The following is a 17,504-nucleotide window of genomic DNA, read 5'->3' on the forward strand; positions in this document are numbered from 1 at the left end:
ACCATTAGCGACTAAGCCGGTAAACGCTCAGAATCATTAGCCGTAAAAAGAGCGCGCCGCTAGCTTTTCAACAAGCTAGCGGCGCTTTTTTTGTTACTGGTATTTTTACGAGCTTAAGTGTTGTTCAGAGGTTCGGCGCTGCCATAATTTCAGTATTAGTGCCATCACTACCCACGTCACTAATGCGGCAATAACATCGTCTAACACAATGCCAAAGCCACCCTGCACATACTCTGCCAAATGAATTGGTGGCGGCTTCAGCGAATCAAAGAAACGATAAACAACGAATGCCAGCGCCATCACCAACGGATGTCGTGCTGCCTGTAGCCCAATCACTACTAGCGGGAACGCCAAGTACTCATCAGCAACAATGCTGCCATGATCTAGTCCTGCATAATGCCACGCAGCAACGTGGCAAACCGGCACAGCAAGTACCAGCAGAACAGCCATGATAGCGCCCTGCTGCACCAACGGTCGGCTTAACAACCACCATGCTAACGGAATGCCCAGCAGCGAACCAACCGTACCCGGCGCAATCGGCGCTAGCCCCAGCCCAAAGCCGGTGGCTAGCCAAAAATTAATGGTATCCAGCATTAACCTGCCTGCTGCGCCTGGCGTTCAAGCTCGGCGGCCATATCAGGCGAGAGATTTAGCGCACTTGCCAATTGATCCAACCAAGCGCGCTCCATGGGATTTTGCTCATCCGTCACCGCGACACTAATCAAGTACATCTCGCGGGCAGCTTGAGGGGAGTCAGCTTCCCGGGCAAGTGCCTGGGCATCCAGTGGGGCGTTGAGCTGCTGCTCGACCCAGCGGTGCATCTCCTGATCGGCACCTAGCGCGTCGATCTGCTCTGTGATGAGCGCCTGTTCTTGTTCATCAATGTGGCCGTCGGCTCTCGCCGCCATAATCATTGCTTGCAACAGTTCGAGACTACGCCGCTCTTGATACTCACCGCTAAGCGCCTCTACTCGCTCGCCCTCAGATGCATGTTGAGCAGCGCTGGACGCGTCAGCACCATTTTTTCCTTCCTGGGAGCTTTGCCACGCTTTCCAGGCCAGCATACCCACCCCAGCAATCGCGCCGTATTTGAGCGCTTTGCCGCCCATGCTACGGCCACGCTTAGAGCCAACGAGCAGCCCCATTGCGCCACCCCCTAATAGGCTCTTCATATCAAAACCGCTAGAGCCGCCCCCTTGCCGCGAGCCTTGGTTTGCGCTACTGCTGCCACCGCCTAGCTGGCGCGATAGCCCATCAATAACGCCTTTAACATCGATACCGTTTCCGCTGTTTCCACTACTGTTTCCACTACTTCTGCTACCGCTGGCCTGCTTCATCAACTGTTGTAAAATCTTGCTTGCGTTCATCCTTGCACTCCTAAGTGGATAGTATCTCTAGGGCTCGCTAGACGATTAACTTCCGTTATAAAACATGCTGTATGAACGCAGCATGAATTAACGCCACCCCAGGCATTTAAAGAAGCGCGCCCTTTACTTCCACCGAGCTACCAAGTCGGCTGGCACGCACTTCAACACGGACAGACATTTGCTCTTTGAGTTCGCTGACATGCGAGATGATCCCAATCATTCGCCCGCCCATTTGTAACTCACTGAGCATGGCGATCGCTTGGTCTAATGCATCCTGATCCAGGCTGCCAAAGCCTTCATCAATAAATAGCGTATCCAACTGAATACCGCCGGCGTAGGCCTGCACCACATCAGAAAGCCCCAGCGCCAACGCCAACGCCGCCATAAACGACTCGCCGCCGGAAAGCGTCGCTACTGAACGGCTCTTTCCAGTGTAAGTGTCGGCCACGTCCAGTTCTAATCCTGACGCTTTATTGCCCTTAGATGGGTCTTCACGGCGCACCAACTGGTAGCGCCCGCGGCTCATACGCACCAGCCGTTCAGACGCCTGGATCAGTACGTCGTCTAGCAGCACTCCTAGCACAAAACGCTGCAAGCTAATGCGGTTACCGGTGCGCCCGTTAGCCACTTCGCTTAACGTACCCCATACTCGGTATTGGGCTTCAAGCTCGGCCTGGGCCGTGTGGGCAGCAGTGAGTTTTTGACCAATACCCTGCAAGGTCTTTAACCGCCCATCCAGCGACCGCCATGCCTCTAGCTGAGTATTCTCCTCTGCTTGAGCAGCTTTTGTTTGAGCAGTGAGTGCAGCAATATCCGGCAGCGTTTTTTCAGCCAGCTGGGCGTGGTAATTATGTAGCGCGCCGTCAAGCTCAGCCAAACGGCGCTGATACTCCTCTACTTGGCGAGCCAGATCTTGGCGTTGGTTATCTTCTAGCTGAGCCGCCTGAAAAGCAGCTTCGCTTTCAAATGAACTGGCCTGTAACGCCGTTTGCCACTCAGCCTGAGCCTGTTCAAGCGCTTGCTGGTTACGCGCCAGCTGTTGGTTTGCGCTGCGCAGCTGCTCTTCTGCCCGCGCTTGCTGGGTTTGGGTCTCTGCAAGCGCTTGCTGTGCGCTTTCCCAGTTTTTTTCAAATTCACTAATCTGGTTGTCCAGCTCAATAAGCGTTTGGCGCATGACTAAGGGGTTACGCACATCTTCTGGCAGTGATTGACGTAACTGATCGCACTGGCTATCTAGCCGTAACGCCTCCTCTTTGGCCTTTTCAACCTGAGGTCGCTGGGCTTTGAGCTGTTTGTCTAACGCGCTCCAATCCCGGCGACGCTCGTCACGAGCAGCGTTTTGCCGGTTAATCTCACCCTGCACATGTTTTTGACGCCCGACCTGGCTGCGTAATTGTTCACAGGCCTGTTGCAGCTCAACTTGTGGTTGGCTGGCCCAAGCGCCTAGCTGGTGGCTAAGGCGCTGCGTCTGCTCAGCGTTGTAGCTAAGCTGCTGTGCTAACTGGTGTACCTGACGCTCGGCGGTTTGTAATGCGTGGCGGGCCCGTTCCTCAGCTGAGCGCGCTGTTTCCACCTGATCTTGGGTAACAATATCAGCATGTTTAACCGCCGGGGCCGGGTGCTCAAGGCTGCCGCACACCGGGCAAGGTGCCTCATCTTCAAGGGTGAGCGCTAACAGTGCGGCTTGCCCTTGGTGCCAGCGCATCTCTTGCTCAGTGGTGTGGCGTTTGGCCTGCTCCGCTTCCCTTTGCCGACCTTTAAGCGCCTGTGTTGCCTGCTGTTGTTGAGCGTCGAGTTCACGCCCCTGCCGAATCAGCTCATCCAACTCCTGTCTCTGAGTTAATAAGCTCTCATGGCGACTCAGCTCTACAGGGGCGCTGGCTAACTGCTGAAACTCGTTCTGTAACTCCTCAAGAGCAGCGCCTAGCGCTTCGCCTTGTTGGCGAATACCGTCTAACTGTGCTTCGTCACGCTTTAGTGCCTCATCAGCGTGTTGCCAAGCGACCTGGGCTGTTTTCCAGCGCGCTTCCAGCTCACTCAGTTGTTGGCCTTTGTGGATAAACTCGCCCAACTGACGATGGCGCTCACGCAGCGCGGGAAGTTCGGTTTGACGCTGGCGCGCCGTCTCAAATGCATGCTGGGCTTGTTCAGTACTGATACGCTGGGCAGCAAGCGCGGCATCGGCCTGTCGCTGCTGTTCTTGAGTGGCAGTGAATGCCTGCTGCGCTTGGACTAACGCAGTGCTGTAAGGCCGCAGCGCTTGGGCGTGGTCACTTTGGGTCAAGCGGCTCTGAAAGGCGGTTATTTGCGCTTGCTGTTCAAGGTGGCGCGCTTTCTCCGCGGCGAGGCTGTCACGGATTTCAAATTGGCGCTGAAGTGCTTGGCCTTCGCCTAGCATCTGTTCAGCGCAGCGGCGCTGCTGCTGAGCGGTGTCAAAACGCTGACGCGCTTGCTCTACTTGCGGGGTTAGCGCCGCTAACTCTTGCGCTAATGCCGCTTCGCTTTCCAGCTCACCACCGGCCAAAATGCCACTGATATGCTGGCGGTGATCATTCACCGCTCGCTCAATTTGATTCGCTTGGGTACGCAGGCGCTCTTCAATACGCTGAAAAATCTGGGTTTGAAACAACTGAGAAAAAATTTTCTCGCGGTCTTTCGATTCTGCTAGCAGTAGTTCACGAAACTTCCCTTGGGGGAGCACCATGACTTGGCGAAATTGATTCGCATCCAGACCTATTAAGGCGTGCAGCTGGCTGTTGGCATCGGTAACCTTACGCGCCACCAAGCACTCATCCTCTTCACCTTCTGGGGTCAGCCGCCACAGCTGGGCTTCAGCACTTTGTGTGGTAGCCCCTTCGCCAGTGGCCTTGGGGCGCTCCTGCTGGGGAACTCGGCGCACCCGGTAAGCACTATCACGCAGGCGAAAATCCAAGCTGACCTCGGTCAACAAAGTATCGGCGGCCTGGTCGCAGCGCATTTGCCCGGCATCGCGGTCATTACCGGTGGTTTGACCGTAAAGCGCAAAACAGATGGCATCTAGTATCGAGCTTTTGCCTGCGCCCGTAGGGCCATTAATCAGAAACAGCGGGCTGTTGCCCAACGCAGTAAAATCGATCGTTTCACTGCCTGCAAAGGGGCCAAACGCCTGCATGGTGAGCGTTAACGGCGTCATGGCTGGCTCTCCTGCTCACGGCTTAGGGTGGTGATTAGTTCACGCATGGCGCTGGCCTGCTCATCACTCATGTTGCCCCCGCTGGTTTGGGTAAAGAAATCGCTAAACATATCCAGCGCGCTAAACTGCAGCCGTTCGCGATCTAACTGCTGACGCCCCCGCGCTTCCAACATGCCGGGCTTCTCTAAATGCAGCACGTTGGGATAGACCTCGCGCAGCTTGCCCATGGGGTCAAGTATCGCGTGGCGGTCGGTCAAGCGAACGAGTAGATAGTCATCGGCTGTATCGGTTCTGCCTTGTGCTAGCAGCTCAGCCAGCTCGCCTTCCAGCACGCGTACCTCTCGGCGCGGGGTCAACGGGCGGTGTTCGATCTGGCTCACGCCCTCGGAACCAATATCCACCAGCGTGACGCCTTTGCGCTGGTTAGCCTCTGAAAAGCTGTATTTAAGTAGCGAGCCGCTGTAGCGAATATGCTCACCGCCGCGATACTGCGGCCCATGAAGGTGGCCTAAAGCAACATAGTCAAACGACTGCATAGGTTCCCAGGCAACACTTTCCGCGCCTCCCAAGGTTAGCGGGCGCTCTGAATCGCTGGCACTGCCGCCATCCACAAAGCAGTGGCTCATCAGCACCGTAGGTCGACTCGCTTGGCGCTGGGTGTTGATACGCTCGACTAAGTAACGGTGAGCGCTGTCAAAATCACGAACATCCACCGAAAATTGACTGCGCACATACTCTGGATCAGCGTAGGGAATACCGAACACATCCACCTCCGCCCCATTAATCGACAGCGACACAGGGCGGTCGCAGGCGGATAGATCAGACAAAATATGCAACCCTGCTTGGCGCAGGTGGCGCGCGCCGAAGCCAAGGCGCTCAGCACCGTCGTGATTGCCAGAGATCATAATCACCGGCAAACGGCGCTTTTCACACAACTCGCCAAGCATCTCATCTAATAGCGTGACAGCGGCGGCTGGCGGCACCGAACGGTCATAAATATCACCGGCAATCAGCACCGCGTCCACCGCATCGCGGTCGACAATCTCCAGCAGCTGGTTCAAGACATGGCGCTGGTCTTCCAACAGCGAGAGGTTGTGAAACAGCCGCCCCAGGTGCCAATCGGCGGTATGAAGTAGTCGCATGGCAGGCTCAATGCAAAAAAATATTCCCCATCATAGCAATCTGCATTCCAAACTGTCCGTCACCCAGCACAAAAAGCCCCGCACATGGCGGGGCTGGAGCAGCAGTAGTCGCTGGCAGTTAGTTGCGGAATGCGTCCGGATAGGTGGTTAAATCAATTCCCCACATCAGGGGCAATAAGAAATAAACCGACGCGACGATTAGCAGTAGCGCGAAAATATTTAACCAGAAGCCGTTGCGTACCATTTCAATAATTTTGATTTTTCCAGTCGCAAAAATAATCGCGTTGGGGGGCGTGCCCACCGGCAGCATGAAGGCGCAGTTGGCTGCCATTGCTGCCGGCACCATCAGCACGAATGGATGAATATCCAATGCCAGCGCCAGCGACGCTAGCACCGGCAGAATCATCGTGGCCGTTGCTGTATTGGAGGTAATTTCGGTCAAGAACAGCACCATTCCAGCGGCTAGCAAGATAACCAGCAAGAAGTTAACGCCCTCCAGCACGCTCATTTGGCCACCGATCCATACAGCCAACCCAGAAGAGCTAAAACCAGCAGCAATCGCTAAGCCACCGCCAAACAGCAATAGGATGCCCCACGGCACGTCTTTGGCGATGTCCCACCCTAGCAGGCAGCCACCTTTATTAGGTGAGGGAATTAAGAACAGCGCAATTGCCGCCACAATGGCAATCATCGTGTCGTTAATGCCTGGGATAGTCAGCAGCTGGCCTTGCCATAAAAATGAGCGAGTAATCCAGAAAAACGCCGCCATCAGGAAAACTGCCAACACGGCTTTCTCTTCGAAAGTGATCTTCCCCAGCGCTTCTTTTTCCTTGGCAATAAGTGCTTTGCCGCCGGGAAGATTGCTAAATTTAATCGGGTAAATGATGCGTGTCAGCATCAGCCAGCCAATCAACAGCAGCACCAACACCACGGGGAAAGCAAACATCATCCAGCTGGCAAAGGTGATTTCAACACCAAACAACTCACTCACAATGGCTGCCAAAATGATGTTGGGAGGCGTCCCTATCAAGGTACCCACCCCCCCGATAGTGCCACCATAACCAACACCGAAAATAAGTGCCTTGCTGAATTTATCAATTTCTTCGCTATGATCACCCTCACTTTTGTTTAGCTCTTGGGTCACCTGATACACAATTGCTGTACCGATAGGCAGCATCATCATGACTGATGCCGTATTGGAAACCCACATCGACAAAAAGCCAGTCGCCGCCATAAAGCCGAACACAATGCTGTTAATACTGGTGCCTAGCAGCGAAATAATCGTGAGTGCAATGCGCTTATGCAGATCCCACTTCTCCATCGCCAAGGCGATCATAAAACCACCAAGGAAAAGGAAAATAATAGGATTACCGTAAGCCGCCGTTACCGCACTACTTTCAAGGGCCCCGGTAATTGGTAGCAGTACAATCGGCAATAGCGACGTTACCGGAATAGGAATAGCTTCAGTAATCCACCAAACCGCCACCCACAAGGTGGTCGCAAGCACCATACGGCCTTCTACGCTTAGGTCTGCCGGGTGGAAAAACAGCAGTACAAACGCAAACAACATTGGCCCCAGCACCAGGCCAACCTTTTGAGGTTTTGTATAAGCAGGTGGCGTTGGCGGCTTATCGCCGGTTCCTTGCTGCTCGCCTGAAGTGTTGGAAGCTGAGCGCCCCGCGCCAGGCGCTGGCAACGCGCACATCAGTAAATTTTTAACTTGTTCATGGGAGTGCCAGAGCATCTCCCAGAGTGTCATCGTGGCAGTTCTGCGCATTCTCTAAGTACCGCTCGCAGTCAGGTGGTCAAAAGGGCTTTTTACACAGTAAAACCCGATGGCGTATTTAAAATAGCCTAGCTGGCTTTTTCGGTGCACTTTATTCACTGCAGCCAAGGATTAGTCCAGTAAATTGGCAAAAAATACAACCAAAGTCTAACCACTTTAGTCGCAATTATTAGCTCATTCTTACATGACATTCCAGCCCCATCACGGTAGGTTTGAGACGCTTTCCAAGGAGGTACTAACGTGCTCGACCGTTTTACTATGCCGCTTACCCATCGACCGCTTGCCACTATGGCTCGGCATCTCAACAACAGGCAGATTACCCCTGACCAAGTTACCTTAACGGCCTTTTTAGTGGGAATGAGCGCGCTACCGCTATTAGCCTTTGAATATTATGTTTTGGCACTGATAGCGATTTTAGTTAACCGCCTAGGTGATGGACTAGATGGCGCACTTGCCCGGCTAAGCGGCCAACAAAGTGATGCGGGCGGGTTTATTGATATCGGGTTAGACTTTGTCTTTTATGCTGCAGTAGTGCTGGGATTCGCGCTGGCTAACCCTGCGCAAAATGCGCTGGCAGCAGCGTTACTGCTATTCGCCTTTATCGGTACAGGAACATCGTTTTTAGCCTTTGCGATTGCGGCGAAAGCACGCAATGTCGAACGGCCAAATTTTCCACAAAAAGCGTTTTACTATTTAGAAGGGTTGACCGAAGGCACAGAAACCGTTGTTGCGTTAGTACTTTTCTGCTTGTTTCCTCAGTATTTTCCATGGCTAGCGGGTCTATTTGCAGCCGCTTGTCTGATCACAACGATTACGCGGCTATGGGGAGGCTATTGGACCTTACGCTAGCACTTAAGATCACCCTATAACGGTTACGCATGCAATGTGCGTTATCGAACCGACAACAGCGAACATTAAGCACATCGTCCTGATAGAAAAGCATTGTTTTATGAGCTGTGCTGTACACATTCATCAGGATGTAACCCGTGACTCTTTTTTTTCAGACGCCCTTATTTCGTCGTGTGCACCAACACAATGCCTCTATGGCATTGTGGCGTTCATCCTCGCCAGTACGTGAAGAATTGTTTAGTGCAGAACGGCTCGAACAGCACGCGGGTAGTCTAGCACTGGCGCAAGTCGTGACAGCAAGCCCACCCAAAGTGGCGTCGTTAACGCGCCGCCTAAACGATAATGCCCGCGTATTACTTGCTGCTTACCGCGCTTGCGCTGTCACGCTGGCAGAAGGTCGAGAGGTCGTTCCCGCCGCCGCTTGGTTACTTGATAATTATCATCTCATCGAAGCACAAATTCGTGAAATTCGCGGTGACCTTCCACCGGGTTATTACCGACAGTTACCAAAGCTTGCAGAAGGCCCCTTTGCGGGTTATCCACGCGTATTTGGTATTGCATGGGCTTTTATTGCACATACCGATAGCAATATAGAACTCTCTAACTTACGTGCATTTATTAAATCTTACCAACGCACTCAGCCACTAACGATTGGAGAATTATGGGCAGTTGCGATAACGCTTCGTATTGTATTAGTCGAGAATCTACGCCGTCTTGCCGACCAGATTATTACTGAACAAACGGCGCGCGATGCAGCGGACGCACTAGCGGCTAAGTGGTTTGCTACTGAAAATGACTCACCAATAAGCAACGACTCTTCCAATCGTTATTCACCTTACAGCGAGTCGATTAACAACGAGTCAATTAACAACGAATCAGTTAATAGCGTTTCGACAGATGACTGTTCAACGAGTAATGACTCAGCTAGTTATACATTCTCCTCCTTTACGTCTCAGAAAACACCACTGTCGGCGCCTTTTATAGCTCAATTAGCCAAACGTTTACGCGGTGTTAACCCCCATACCAATGCACTCGCCTGCTGGCTTTTTGAGCAGCTTAATCGCCAGGGCGAATCTATCGATGATGTCGTGCAAAGTACCCAGCAGTGCCAAGGGGCGTCGAACGTTACTGTGCGCAACATCATCACTAGTATGCGTTTTATCTCCAGCACCGATTGGGCTGAGCTTTTCGAAAGTGTCAGCTTGGTAGACGCAAAATTACGCGAACACAGTCGCTTTGCGCAGTACGATTTTTCAACACGCAATCAGTACCGCGTTGCAGTGGAAGAGCTCGCCCGTGGCTCAGCCTATACCGAGTTAGAAATCGTTGAGCATACGCTAACGCTATCAAGAGAAGCACTGCCACTTACCGATGATGTCCACGAGACAGCAAGAGTTGAAGACCCCGGTTATTTTTTGGTGGCGGCAGGTAGGAATAGGTTAGAAAAACGCCTTAACTTTCGCCCACCATTGAAACGGCGATTTCGTCAGCTACTGTTGAAAAATGGCATCAATGGCTACGTCATAATGCTGACAGCGACTACCGTCGCTTTGATGGCCTTAGCCGGGTGGTTGCTGTTATCAATGCATTCAGGCGAGGTGTCGTCACGTTGGTTATTGTTATTAGCAGCCCTGGGCATCCTGCCCACAATTGAGTTCGCTACGTCTATCGTCAATCGTTTCGTTATTTATAATATCGGTGCACAGCCACTGCCTAGCCTAGATCTTTCCAAAGGTGTTCCCCCCTCTCTTCGCACGCTGGTGGCGATGCCAACGCTACTGACCAATGAAGCCGACTTACAAGAGCAACTTGATCGGCTTGAGGTGCATCATCTAAGTAGCGGTGGCGGTGCCATTAGCTATGCACTTTTGACCGATGGCGTTGATGCACAGCAGGCAGAACTAGCCACCGATGAGGCACTGTTGAGCATTTGTGAAAAACGCATTGAGGAATTAAACAAACGCTACTGTGCTTCCAGCCATGAAAAGCGCTTCTTCTTACTACACCGCAACCGCGTCTACAACGCAGGTGAACAATGCTGGATGGGATGGGAGCGCAAACGGGGCAAGCTTCATGAGCTCAATAAACTGTTACGTGGCGCGACGGACACGACCTTCAGAACCCCACCTTCCCTGCCAAGAAATGTGCACTATATTCTGACGCTGGACGCCGACACACGCCTGCCAAGAGGAGCCGCGAGCAAGCTGGTTGGCAAAATAGCCCACCCGTTAAATCATCCTCGATTTGATACGCAGCAAAGGCGGGTAGTGGAAGGCTATGCAATTTTGCAACCACGCGTCACTCAATCGATGCCTACAGGCGAAAGAGGCTCTACCTATCAACAGCTGTGCTCTTCACCAGGAGGCATTGACCCTTATGCCGCCGCCATTTCAGATCTTTATCAAGACTTAGTGGGTGATGGCTCGTTTGCTGGTAAAGGTATTTACAATATTGATGCCTTTGAAGCTTCACTAGCGGGCCGTATCGCTGAAAACAGCCTGCTGAGCCACGATATGTTTGAGGGCATTTTTGCCCGTGCGGGATTGGCATCAGATATTGAAGTCATAGAAGACTTTCCAGACCGTTATGATGTGGTGGCCAAACGCCAACACCGCTGGGTGCGAGGGGATTGGCAGCTACTCCCTTGGCTACTAACAGCCTCGTTACCGCCTTCAGGGCGCTTGAAAATACTCGGCAATCTACGCCGATCGCTGCTCCCCCCCTTACTGTTAGCCTGCTTTGCGGTGAGCTGGCAACTGCCTGTCATGATGGCCGTTGTCAGCAGTTTAATGATTATTATGGTCATTAGCATACCGGTCTTACTGTCGTTAATAACGTCGTTCGCTCCACTGCGCGCAGGCGTCAATCTCCGTTACCACTTCCAACAATGGCGGGACGAACTAACGCTGGGATTGAAGCAAATTTTGCTGCAGCTGATATTTCTCCCTGACCAAGCATGGCGGATGCTAGATGCCATTGTTAGCACGCTGACACGGGTTTTTATAACTCGCCGTCATTTATTAGAGTGGACATCGTCTGCCCAAACGATGAAATGCCCACACCTGACCGTTTGGGGTTTTTATCGGCACATGGCGCCCGGTACGTTACTTGGCATAGCCGTTGCCTTTAGTGCGTTATGGTTTAACAGTAGTGTTTGGCTAATGGTCTTGCCGATCGCACTACTATGGACAGCAGCGCCTGCGCTAGCGACTTGGCTAAGCAGTACGACTAGTATTGCGTACCAACCTCTTATAGCAGAAGAAACTGCCCGTGAACTTCGGCTAATTGCCCGCAGAACCTGGCGCTACTTTGAAACTTTTGTAACTACATCCACCAATTTGCTGCCGCCGGATAATTTTCAGGAAGAGCCACAGCCGGTTGTCGCCCAGCGAACGTCACCGACCAATATGGGCCTCTACCTGCTGTCGATACTGGCGGCACGTGATTTCGGCTGGATCGGTAATCTCAACGCGCTAAGCCGTATAGAAACGACGCTTGCCGTCATGCATACCCTGCCCCGCTATCGTGGTCACTTCTTTAACTGGTATGCAATCGATGACCTGCGTCCGCTAAACCCTCGCTATGTATCTACTGTCGATAGCGGCAACCTTGCTGGGCACCTCATTACCCTCGCCAATGCTTTGGAAACCTGGCAAGACACAACATTTCAACCTGATCCTCGCCAAGCACTAGCCGATACATTAGCGCTGGCATTTGAAGCACTTAAATTTGAAGAACTTAAATTTGAAGAACTTAAGCGCGCTTCTCAATCAATAGAAAAATCCCTGCCCACTAAACCGCTCACTGAACAGCTTGAGAAAGTCGCCACTCTATTAAGCGAAAATAAAACGTCTCCATTAGATTTGAAAGCCCTCACAAAACATACAAAACAAGCACTTAAAATAGCCAGCGACCTGTTTAATGGCCATCACGACCGCAATAGTGAAGATGACAATAAAAATAGGGGTAATAAAGATAGGGTTAATAAAGATATAGTTAATAAAGATATAGTTAATAAAGACAGGGGCAAGGATGATGGCGAAGATGTGGTTTTTTGGGTGACAGCCCTACATAAAACGGCGGCTCAGCATAACGCTGACCACAGAAAAACATCAATTTCCATCAGCGCGCATGGCGAGCGGCTACAGCAACTGGCCAGTAAAGCCCGACGGCTTGCCCTTAGTATGGATTTTGCGTTTCTTCTCAACCCTGAGCGGCAGTTACTGTCGATCGGCTTCTCGCTGGACGACGTTAGCCTGGACACAAGTTGCTATGACCTGCTGGCTTCAGAGGCACGGCTGGCCAGCCTGTTCGCCATTGCCAAAGGCGATGTAGCCACTCGCCACTGGTTCCGACTAGGGCGCGCCGCAACCCCGTTAAAAGAGGGTGCGGCGATGATTTCCTGGTCAGGCTCCATGTTTGAATATCTGATGCCCTCGCTAATAATGCGCGCACCCGCTGGCAGCCTATTGGAGCAAACTAACCGCCTAGTAGTTAAACGCCAGGAAACATACGCCGCACAGTTTTCAGCTCCTTGGGGTATTTCTGAGTCAGGGTATAACGCACGGGACATAGAGCATACTTATCAATATTCCAATTTTGGGGTGCCTGGATTAGGGCTAAAGCGTGGTCTATCGGCCGATTTAGTGGTCGCGCCATACGCAACGGGGTTGGCGGCAATGATCGACCCAGAAGGGGCCTTCAAAAATTATCGCCGCCTTGCAGAAATGGGCGCGCTAGGACGCTATGGCTACTACGAAGCGCTAGACCTGACCCGCTCACGGCTCCCCAAAGACGTTAAGCTGGTAATTGTGCGCAGCTACATGGCACACCACCAAGGCATGACCATCGTTGCCATCGCTAATACGCTTCACCATGGGCAGATGCGACAACGCTTCCACCGCGAACCAATGATTCAGGCGAGCGAGCTATTACTTCAAGAGCAGATTCCAAGGGATGTGGCTATTGCTTACCCCCGTGCTGAAGAGGTGAAATCAACCGCTAGCCAAACCATCAACGAAGCACAAACCGTGCGCAAACTTTCAACCTGCGCCAACGGACCTCCGGCGACCCACCTGCTCTCAAACGGCAACTACTCTGTCATGTTGACCGCAACAGGTGGCGGCTACAGCCGATGGCACAATCTTGCCATCACTCGCTGGCAACCAGATACCACTCGAGATCACTGGGGAAGCTTTATTTTTCTCCGCGATACGCGACGCCCAAGCGTTTGGAGTGCAACAGGACAATCCCTGGAATCACATACCGGCGCTAATGACGACGACAACCACGTGTTGTTTGCTGAAGATTATGCCCGCTATGTGCATCGTCACGAGTCTATTTCAAGCCACTTGGACATCCTGGTGTCTGGGGAAGATAACAGCGAAGTACGCTTGCTAACACTAGCCAACAGTGGACGCCAAACCTGCGATATTGATGTTACAACTTATGCAGAATTAGTACTCACCACGCCGAGTACCGACAATGCTCACCCTAGCTTCGCCAAAATGTTCGTGGTCACTGAATACCTCCCCGCATTTAATGCCCTTGTGGCTACTCGGCGACGGCGGGACCCCAGCGAAGCACAAGTGTGGGTAGCTCAGTTCGCCGTCGTGGAAGGCGATACCGTTGGAGATTTCCAATACGAGACCGACCGCGAGCAATTTATTGGCCGGGGCCACCGTATTTCCGCAGCAACGGCACTTGCTGAAGGCCAACATTTATCAGGTACGGTGGGGAGTGTCATTGACCCCATTTTTGCATCACGCTACTGCCTGAGAATCAAGCCAGGCAAAGCCGCCCATATTGCTTACTGGACGGTCGTTGCCGACTCACGTGAAGCGCTGATGGATTTAATTGACAAACATCATGACGTTAGCGCCTTTGAGCGAGCAAAAATGCTCGCTTGGACTCAGGCACAAGTACAACTACGTCATTTGGGCACTCAGCCAGAGGAGGCCGCTGACTTTCAGCGGTTAGCTGCCCCACTGCTCTATCCAGACGCACGCTTTAGAGCACCTCAGAAAGCGATTCAAAGCGGCGCAGCTCAACAATCGCTGCTATGGCAACACGGGATCTCCGGCGATTTACCCATCGTATTGCTCCGGATTCAATCCACTGATGACTTGCCACAATTGCATCAATTACTTCGTGCCCATGAGTATTGGCGCATGAAACGTCTCGAAGTCGATGTCGTCATCATCAATGAGCGTGCAACCTCTTACATTCAAGATCTACAGCAAGCCATTGAAGCCACGATTCTCAGCAGTCAGGCAAGACCCCGACTTCACAGTGGCGATGCCCAGGGAACGGTCTATGCCTTAAGAGCCGATCTAGCAAGCGCCCAGTCATGCTCTCAGCTTCAATCGGTTGCTCGCGTGGCGCTGATAGCACACCGAGGATCAATTGCCGATCAGCTGTCTATTATGTTGTCCCGACAGAGCACCGAGAAGCCTCCGCTTGTCATTACTAAACGTGCTCTCCCCAGACAATTGATGGATAAGGCCCACAATCCTCACCAGTTTAAGCGGCCTACACTTGAGCTTTTTAATGGTTGGGGCGGGTTTGCAAAGCAAGGACGAGAGTATGTCATCATTCTAGAAGCGGGCAGCTCGACACCAGCGCCCTGGATTAATGTCATTGCACATCACCAGTTCGGGTTTCAAGTATCAGCAGAGGGCGCTGGCTATCTGTGGGCAGACAGCAGCCGAGAAAACCAACTGACACCATGGAGTAATGACCCCGTTATTGACCCAAACGGTGATGTTATTTATGTCCGGGATGAAGAATCACTGGCGCTTTATACGGCAACGGCAAGCCCGATTCGTGATTCAGGCCGTTACATTGCGCGCCATGGTTATGGCTATAGTCAATTTGAACATCATACTGATGGGCTTAGCTTATCGCTGCTGCACTTCGTGCCGCGAGATGCTCCGTTGCGCATCTCGCGGTTGAGAATAACAAATCATTCAAACAGGACGCGCAAGCTCTCTGTGACTGCTTATGCAGAGTGGGTTTTGGGCACGTCGCGAAGCACATCAGCCCCCTTTCTTATCACATCGCAAGCAACAGAAAGCGGTGCGTTGTTAGTTACCAACCCATGGAATGCCGCCTTCCCAGGCCGGGTGGCTTTCCTCGATATTGGCGAGCAACCTACGCAATGGACAGGCAATCGCAGTGAGTTTATCGGCTACGGCAAACACTTAGCTGAACCGGCTGGGTTACGGTGTAAAACGCCGCTTTCTGGCACGTTAGGCGCCGGGCTAGACCCCTGCGCTGCGCTTCAGCGTCCCGTGACGCTCGTCCCAGGAGAAACCGTCGACATTATCGTACTGCTTGGTCAGGGTGGCTCCAATGACGAAGTTGCCGAGCTGATTGCCCGTTTTCGTGATGCTGACATTGATGCTGAGCTTGCCAACATTCACGACCATTGGAATACGCAGCTCAATGCCATACGGGTCAAAACACCTGATCGGGCAATGGACATCATGTTAAACGGCTGGTTGCTGTATCAGACCATCGCCTGTCGTTTAACGGCTCGCTCAGCGTTTTACCAAGCCAGCGGCGCCTATGGCTTCCGCGATCAGTTGCAAGATTGCATGGCATTGACGTTTAGCAATGCTGCTACAACGCGCCAGCATTTACTGCGGGCGGCTTCACGTCAATTCCCTGAAGGCGATGTACAACACTGGTGGCTGCCCCATTCCGGACAAGGCGTGCGCACGCGTATCTCTGACGACCGGGTTTGGTTGGCCTACGCCTGCGCGCGTTATCTCGCAACAACCCAGGACATAGCAGTGCTTGACGAGCCGGTGAGCTTTTTAGACGGCGCGCAGTTGTCATCGCATGAGCACGAACACTTTTTCCAGCCAACCACCTCACTGGAAGCCGCCCCACTGTTTGAACACTGCGCACGCGGTCTGGATATTACCCTTTCGCAACTGGGTGAACATGGTTTGCCGCTGATAGGCGGCGGGGATTGGAATGACGGCATGAACCGGGTGGGTGCTGAGGGCAAGGGAGAAAGTGTATGGCTAGGCTGGTTGCTGCTTAAAACGCTTCATCACTTTGCGCCAATTGCTGAACAGCGCGAGGCCCAAGCCTGCCACGCGGATGAACCTCAACGCGCCGTTCGTTGGCATCAACACGCTCAGGCGCTACGCATAGCAATTGAAAACAGCGCTTGGGATGGCCAGTGGTATCGTCGAGCGACTTACGACAACGGCATTTGGCTAGGCAGCAAACAAAGCGATGCATGCCAGATTGATTCCATCGCCCAATCATGGGCGGTGCTTTCCGGCGCCAGCGACCCTGAACGGTCGACGCTCGCAATGCACTCGCTGGAGCGCGAACTCATTCTGCATGACCCGCAGTTAGCGCTGCTTTTTTGGCCTCCCTTTGATCACCCTAAGCAGGACCCCGGCTATATAAGCGGCTACCCGCCAGGTATGCGCGAAAATGGTGGGCAGTATAGCCATGCATCAATGTGGGCAATTTTGGCCTTTACCCAACTGGGTGAAGGTGACAAGGCACATCAGCTATTTACACTGCTTAACCCCATCAACCATGCCACCACCACGGAAGCGGCTACCCGCTATCGCGTTGAGCCTTATGTGGTGGCTGCTGATGTGTATTCTGTGGCTCCCCATGTGGGCCGAGGAGGCTGGACATGGTACACCGGCGCCGCCGGTTGGATGTATCAAGCCGGTATAGAGGGTATTTTAGGCATTCGCCGAGAAGCTAGCTGGCTGGTAATTTTTCCATGCCTGCCAGCTAGCTGGCCGCATTTTAGTGCTGACATTACCCTTGACCAATCGCACTATCATATTAAGGTGATCAACGCGCAAGCTTCTCCAGCGATGTTAGGCCAGAATCTATTAAGCCAAACGCTATCAAGCCAGACCCTATCAAGCTCAAGCCAAGCCCTCACTGCAACACTGGATGGCGTTTACTTAGTAGAAACAGGGGTTGGCATGCCTATTAGGGTGCCGCTAGATAGTCAGCATCATCAACTAGAGATAGTTATCCGGCGATGCGCCCCTGCATAATGACGATGCGATGACTGATTATTTAATTTCTTGTATAACTTTTATGAATTTATTTCTTTATACGTTAGGGGAGCAATTACTCTACGCGCCCCTAGCAAGCAAGCGGGTTTTTAGTTCAAATTAATTTTTTGAAATATTTCT

Annotated in this window: 7 protein-coding genes; 2 read left to right on the top strand and 5 right to left on the bottom strand. The window is 52.5% G+C overall.

The window, feature by feature from the left end:
* Nucleotides 1–105 precede the first annotated feature (105 nt).
* The 5 genes from K1Y77_RS12590 to K1Y77_RS12610 all read right to left on the bottom strand — a co-directional run bounded on the left by K1Y77_RS12590 (nt 106) and on the right by K1Y77_RS12610 (nt 7,440).
* Nucleotides 106–594: a phosphatidylglycerophosphatase A family protein gene (locus tag K1Y77_RS12590; RefSeq protein WP_030073627.1), complete on the bottom strand. Its 489-nt coding sequence runs from the start codon at nt 592–594 to the stop codon at nt 106–108.
* Nucleotides 594–1,367, bottom strand: coding sequence for a tellurite resistance TerB family protein (locus K1Y77_RS12595; protein ID WP_264428834.1), 774 nt, complete (start codon nt 1,365–1,367; stop codon nt 594–596). Before K1Y77_RS12595 ends, K1Y77_RS12590 begins: the two co-directional genes overlap by 1 nt.
* Before the next feature lie 106 nt (nt 1,368–1,473).
* A complete protein-coding gene (locus K1Y77_RS12600; protein WP_264428836.1) occupies nt 1,474–4,539 on the bottom strand; it encodes an AAA family ATPase in 3,066 nt (1,021 codons plus the stop codon).
* On the bottom strand, nt 4,536–5,681 hold the full coding sequence (locus K1Y77_RS12605) for an exonuclease SbcCD subunit D (protein ID WP_264428837.1): 1,146 nt from the start codon (nt 5,679–5,681) through the stop codon (nt 4,536–4,538). Before K1Y77_RS12605 ends, K1Y77_RS12600 begins: the two co-directional genes overlap by 4 nt.
* 118 nt (nt 5,682–5,799) lie before the next feature.
* Nucleotides 5,800–7,440, bottom strand: a complete 1,641-nt coding sequence (locus K1Y77_RS12610; protein ID WP_406567286.1) for a DASS family sodium-coupled anion symporter — start codon at nt 7,438–7,440, stop codon at nt 5,800–5,802.
* Between the two features lie 267 nt (nt 7,441–7,707).
* On the opposite strand from K1Y77_RS12610, the gene K1Y77_RS12615 reads away from it, so the two are divergent.
* Nucleotides 7,708–8,316, top strand: coding sequence for a CDP-alcohol phosphatidyltransferase family protein (locus K1Y77_RS12615; RefSeq protein WP_030073636.1), 609 nt, complete (start codon nt 7,708–7,710; stop codon nt 8,314–8,316).
* A gap of 137 nt (nt 8,317–8,453) precedes the next feature.
* Nucleotides 8,454–17,363, top strand: coding sequence for a GH36-type glycosyl hydrolase domain-containing protein (locus K1Y77_RS12620; RefSeq protein WP_264428842.1), 8,910 nt, complete (start codon nt 8,454–8,456; stop codon nt 17,361–17,363).
* The last annotated feature ends 141 nt before the right edge of the window (nt 17,364–17,504 follow it).

It is taken from the genome of Halomonas qaidamensis, from assembly GCF_025917315.1.
GTDB classification, from domain to species: Bacteria; Pseudomonadota; Gammaproteobacteria; order Pseudomonadales; family Halomonadaceae; genus Vreelandella; species Vreelandella qaidamensis.

What these genes read in the sequence shown, in the direction of transcription:
- K1Y77_RS12590 (WP_030073627.1), bottom strand. Translation starts at nt 594, where the DNA reads ATGCTGGATACCATTAATTTTTGGCTAGCCACCGGCTTTGGGCTGGGG.
- K1Y77_RS12595 (WP_264428834.1), bottom strand. Translation starts at nt 1,367, where the DNA reads ATGAACGCAAGCAAGATTTTACAACAGTTGATGAAGCAGGCCAGCGGT.
- K1Y77_RS12600 (WP_264428836.1), bottom strand. Translation starts at nt 4,539, where the DNA reads ATGACGCCGTTAACGCTCACCATGCAGGCGTTTGGCCCCTTTGCAGGC.
- K1Y77_RS12605 (WP_264428837.1), bottom strand. Translation starts at nt 5,681, where the DNA reads ATGCGACTACTTCATACCGCCGATTGGCACCTGGGGCGGCTGTTTCAC.
- K1Y77_RS12610 (WP_406567286.1), bottom strand. Translation starts at nt 7,440, where the DNA reads ATGACACTCTGGGAGATGCTCTGGCACTCCCATGAACAAGTTAAAAAT.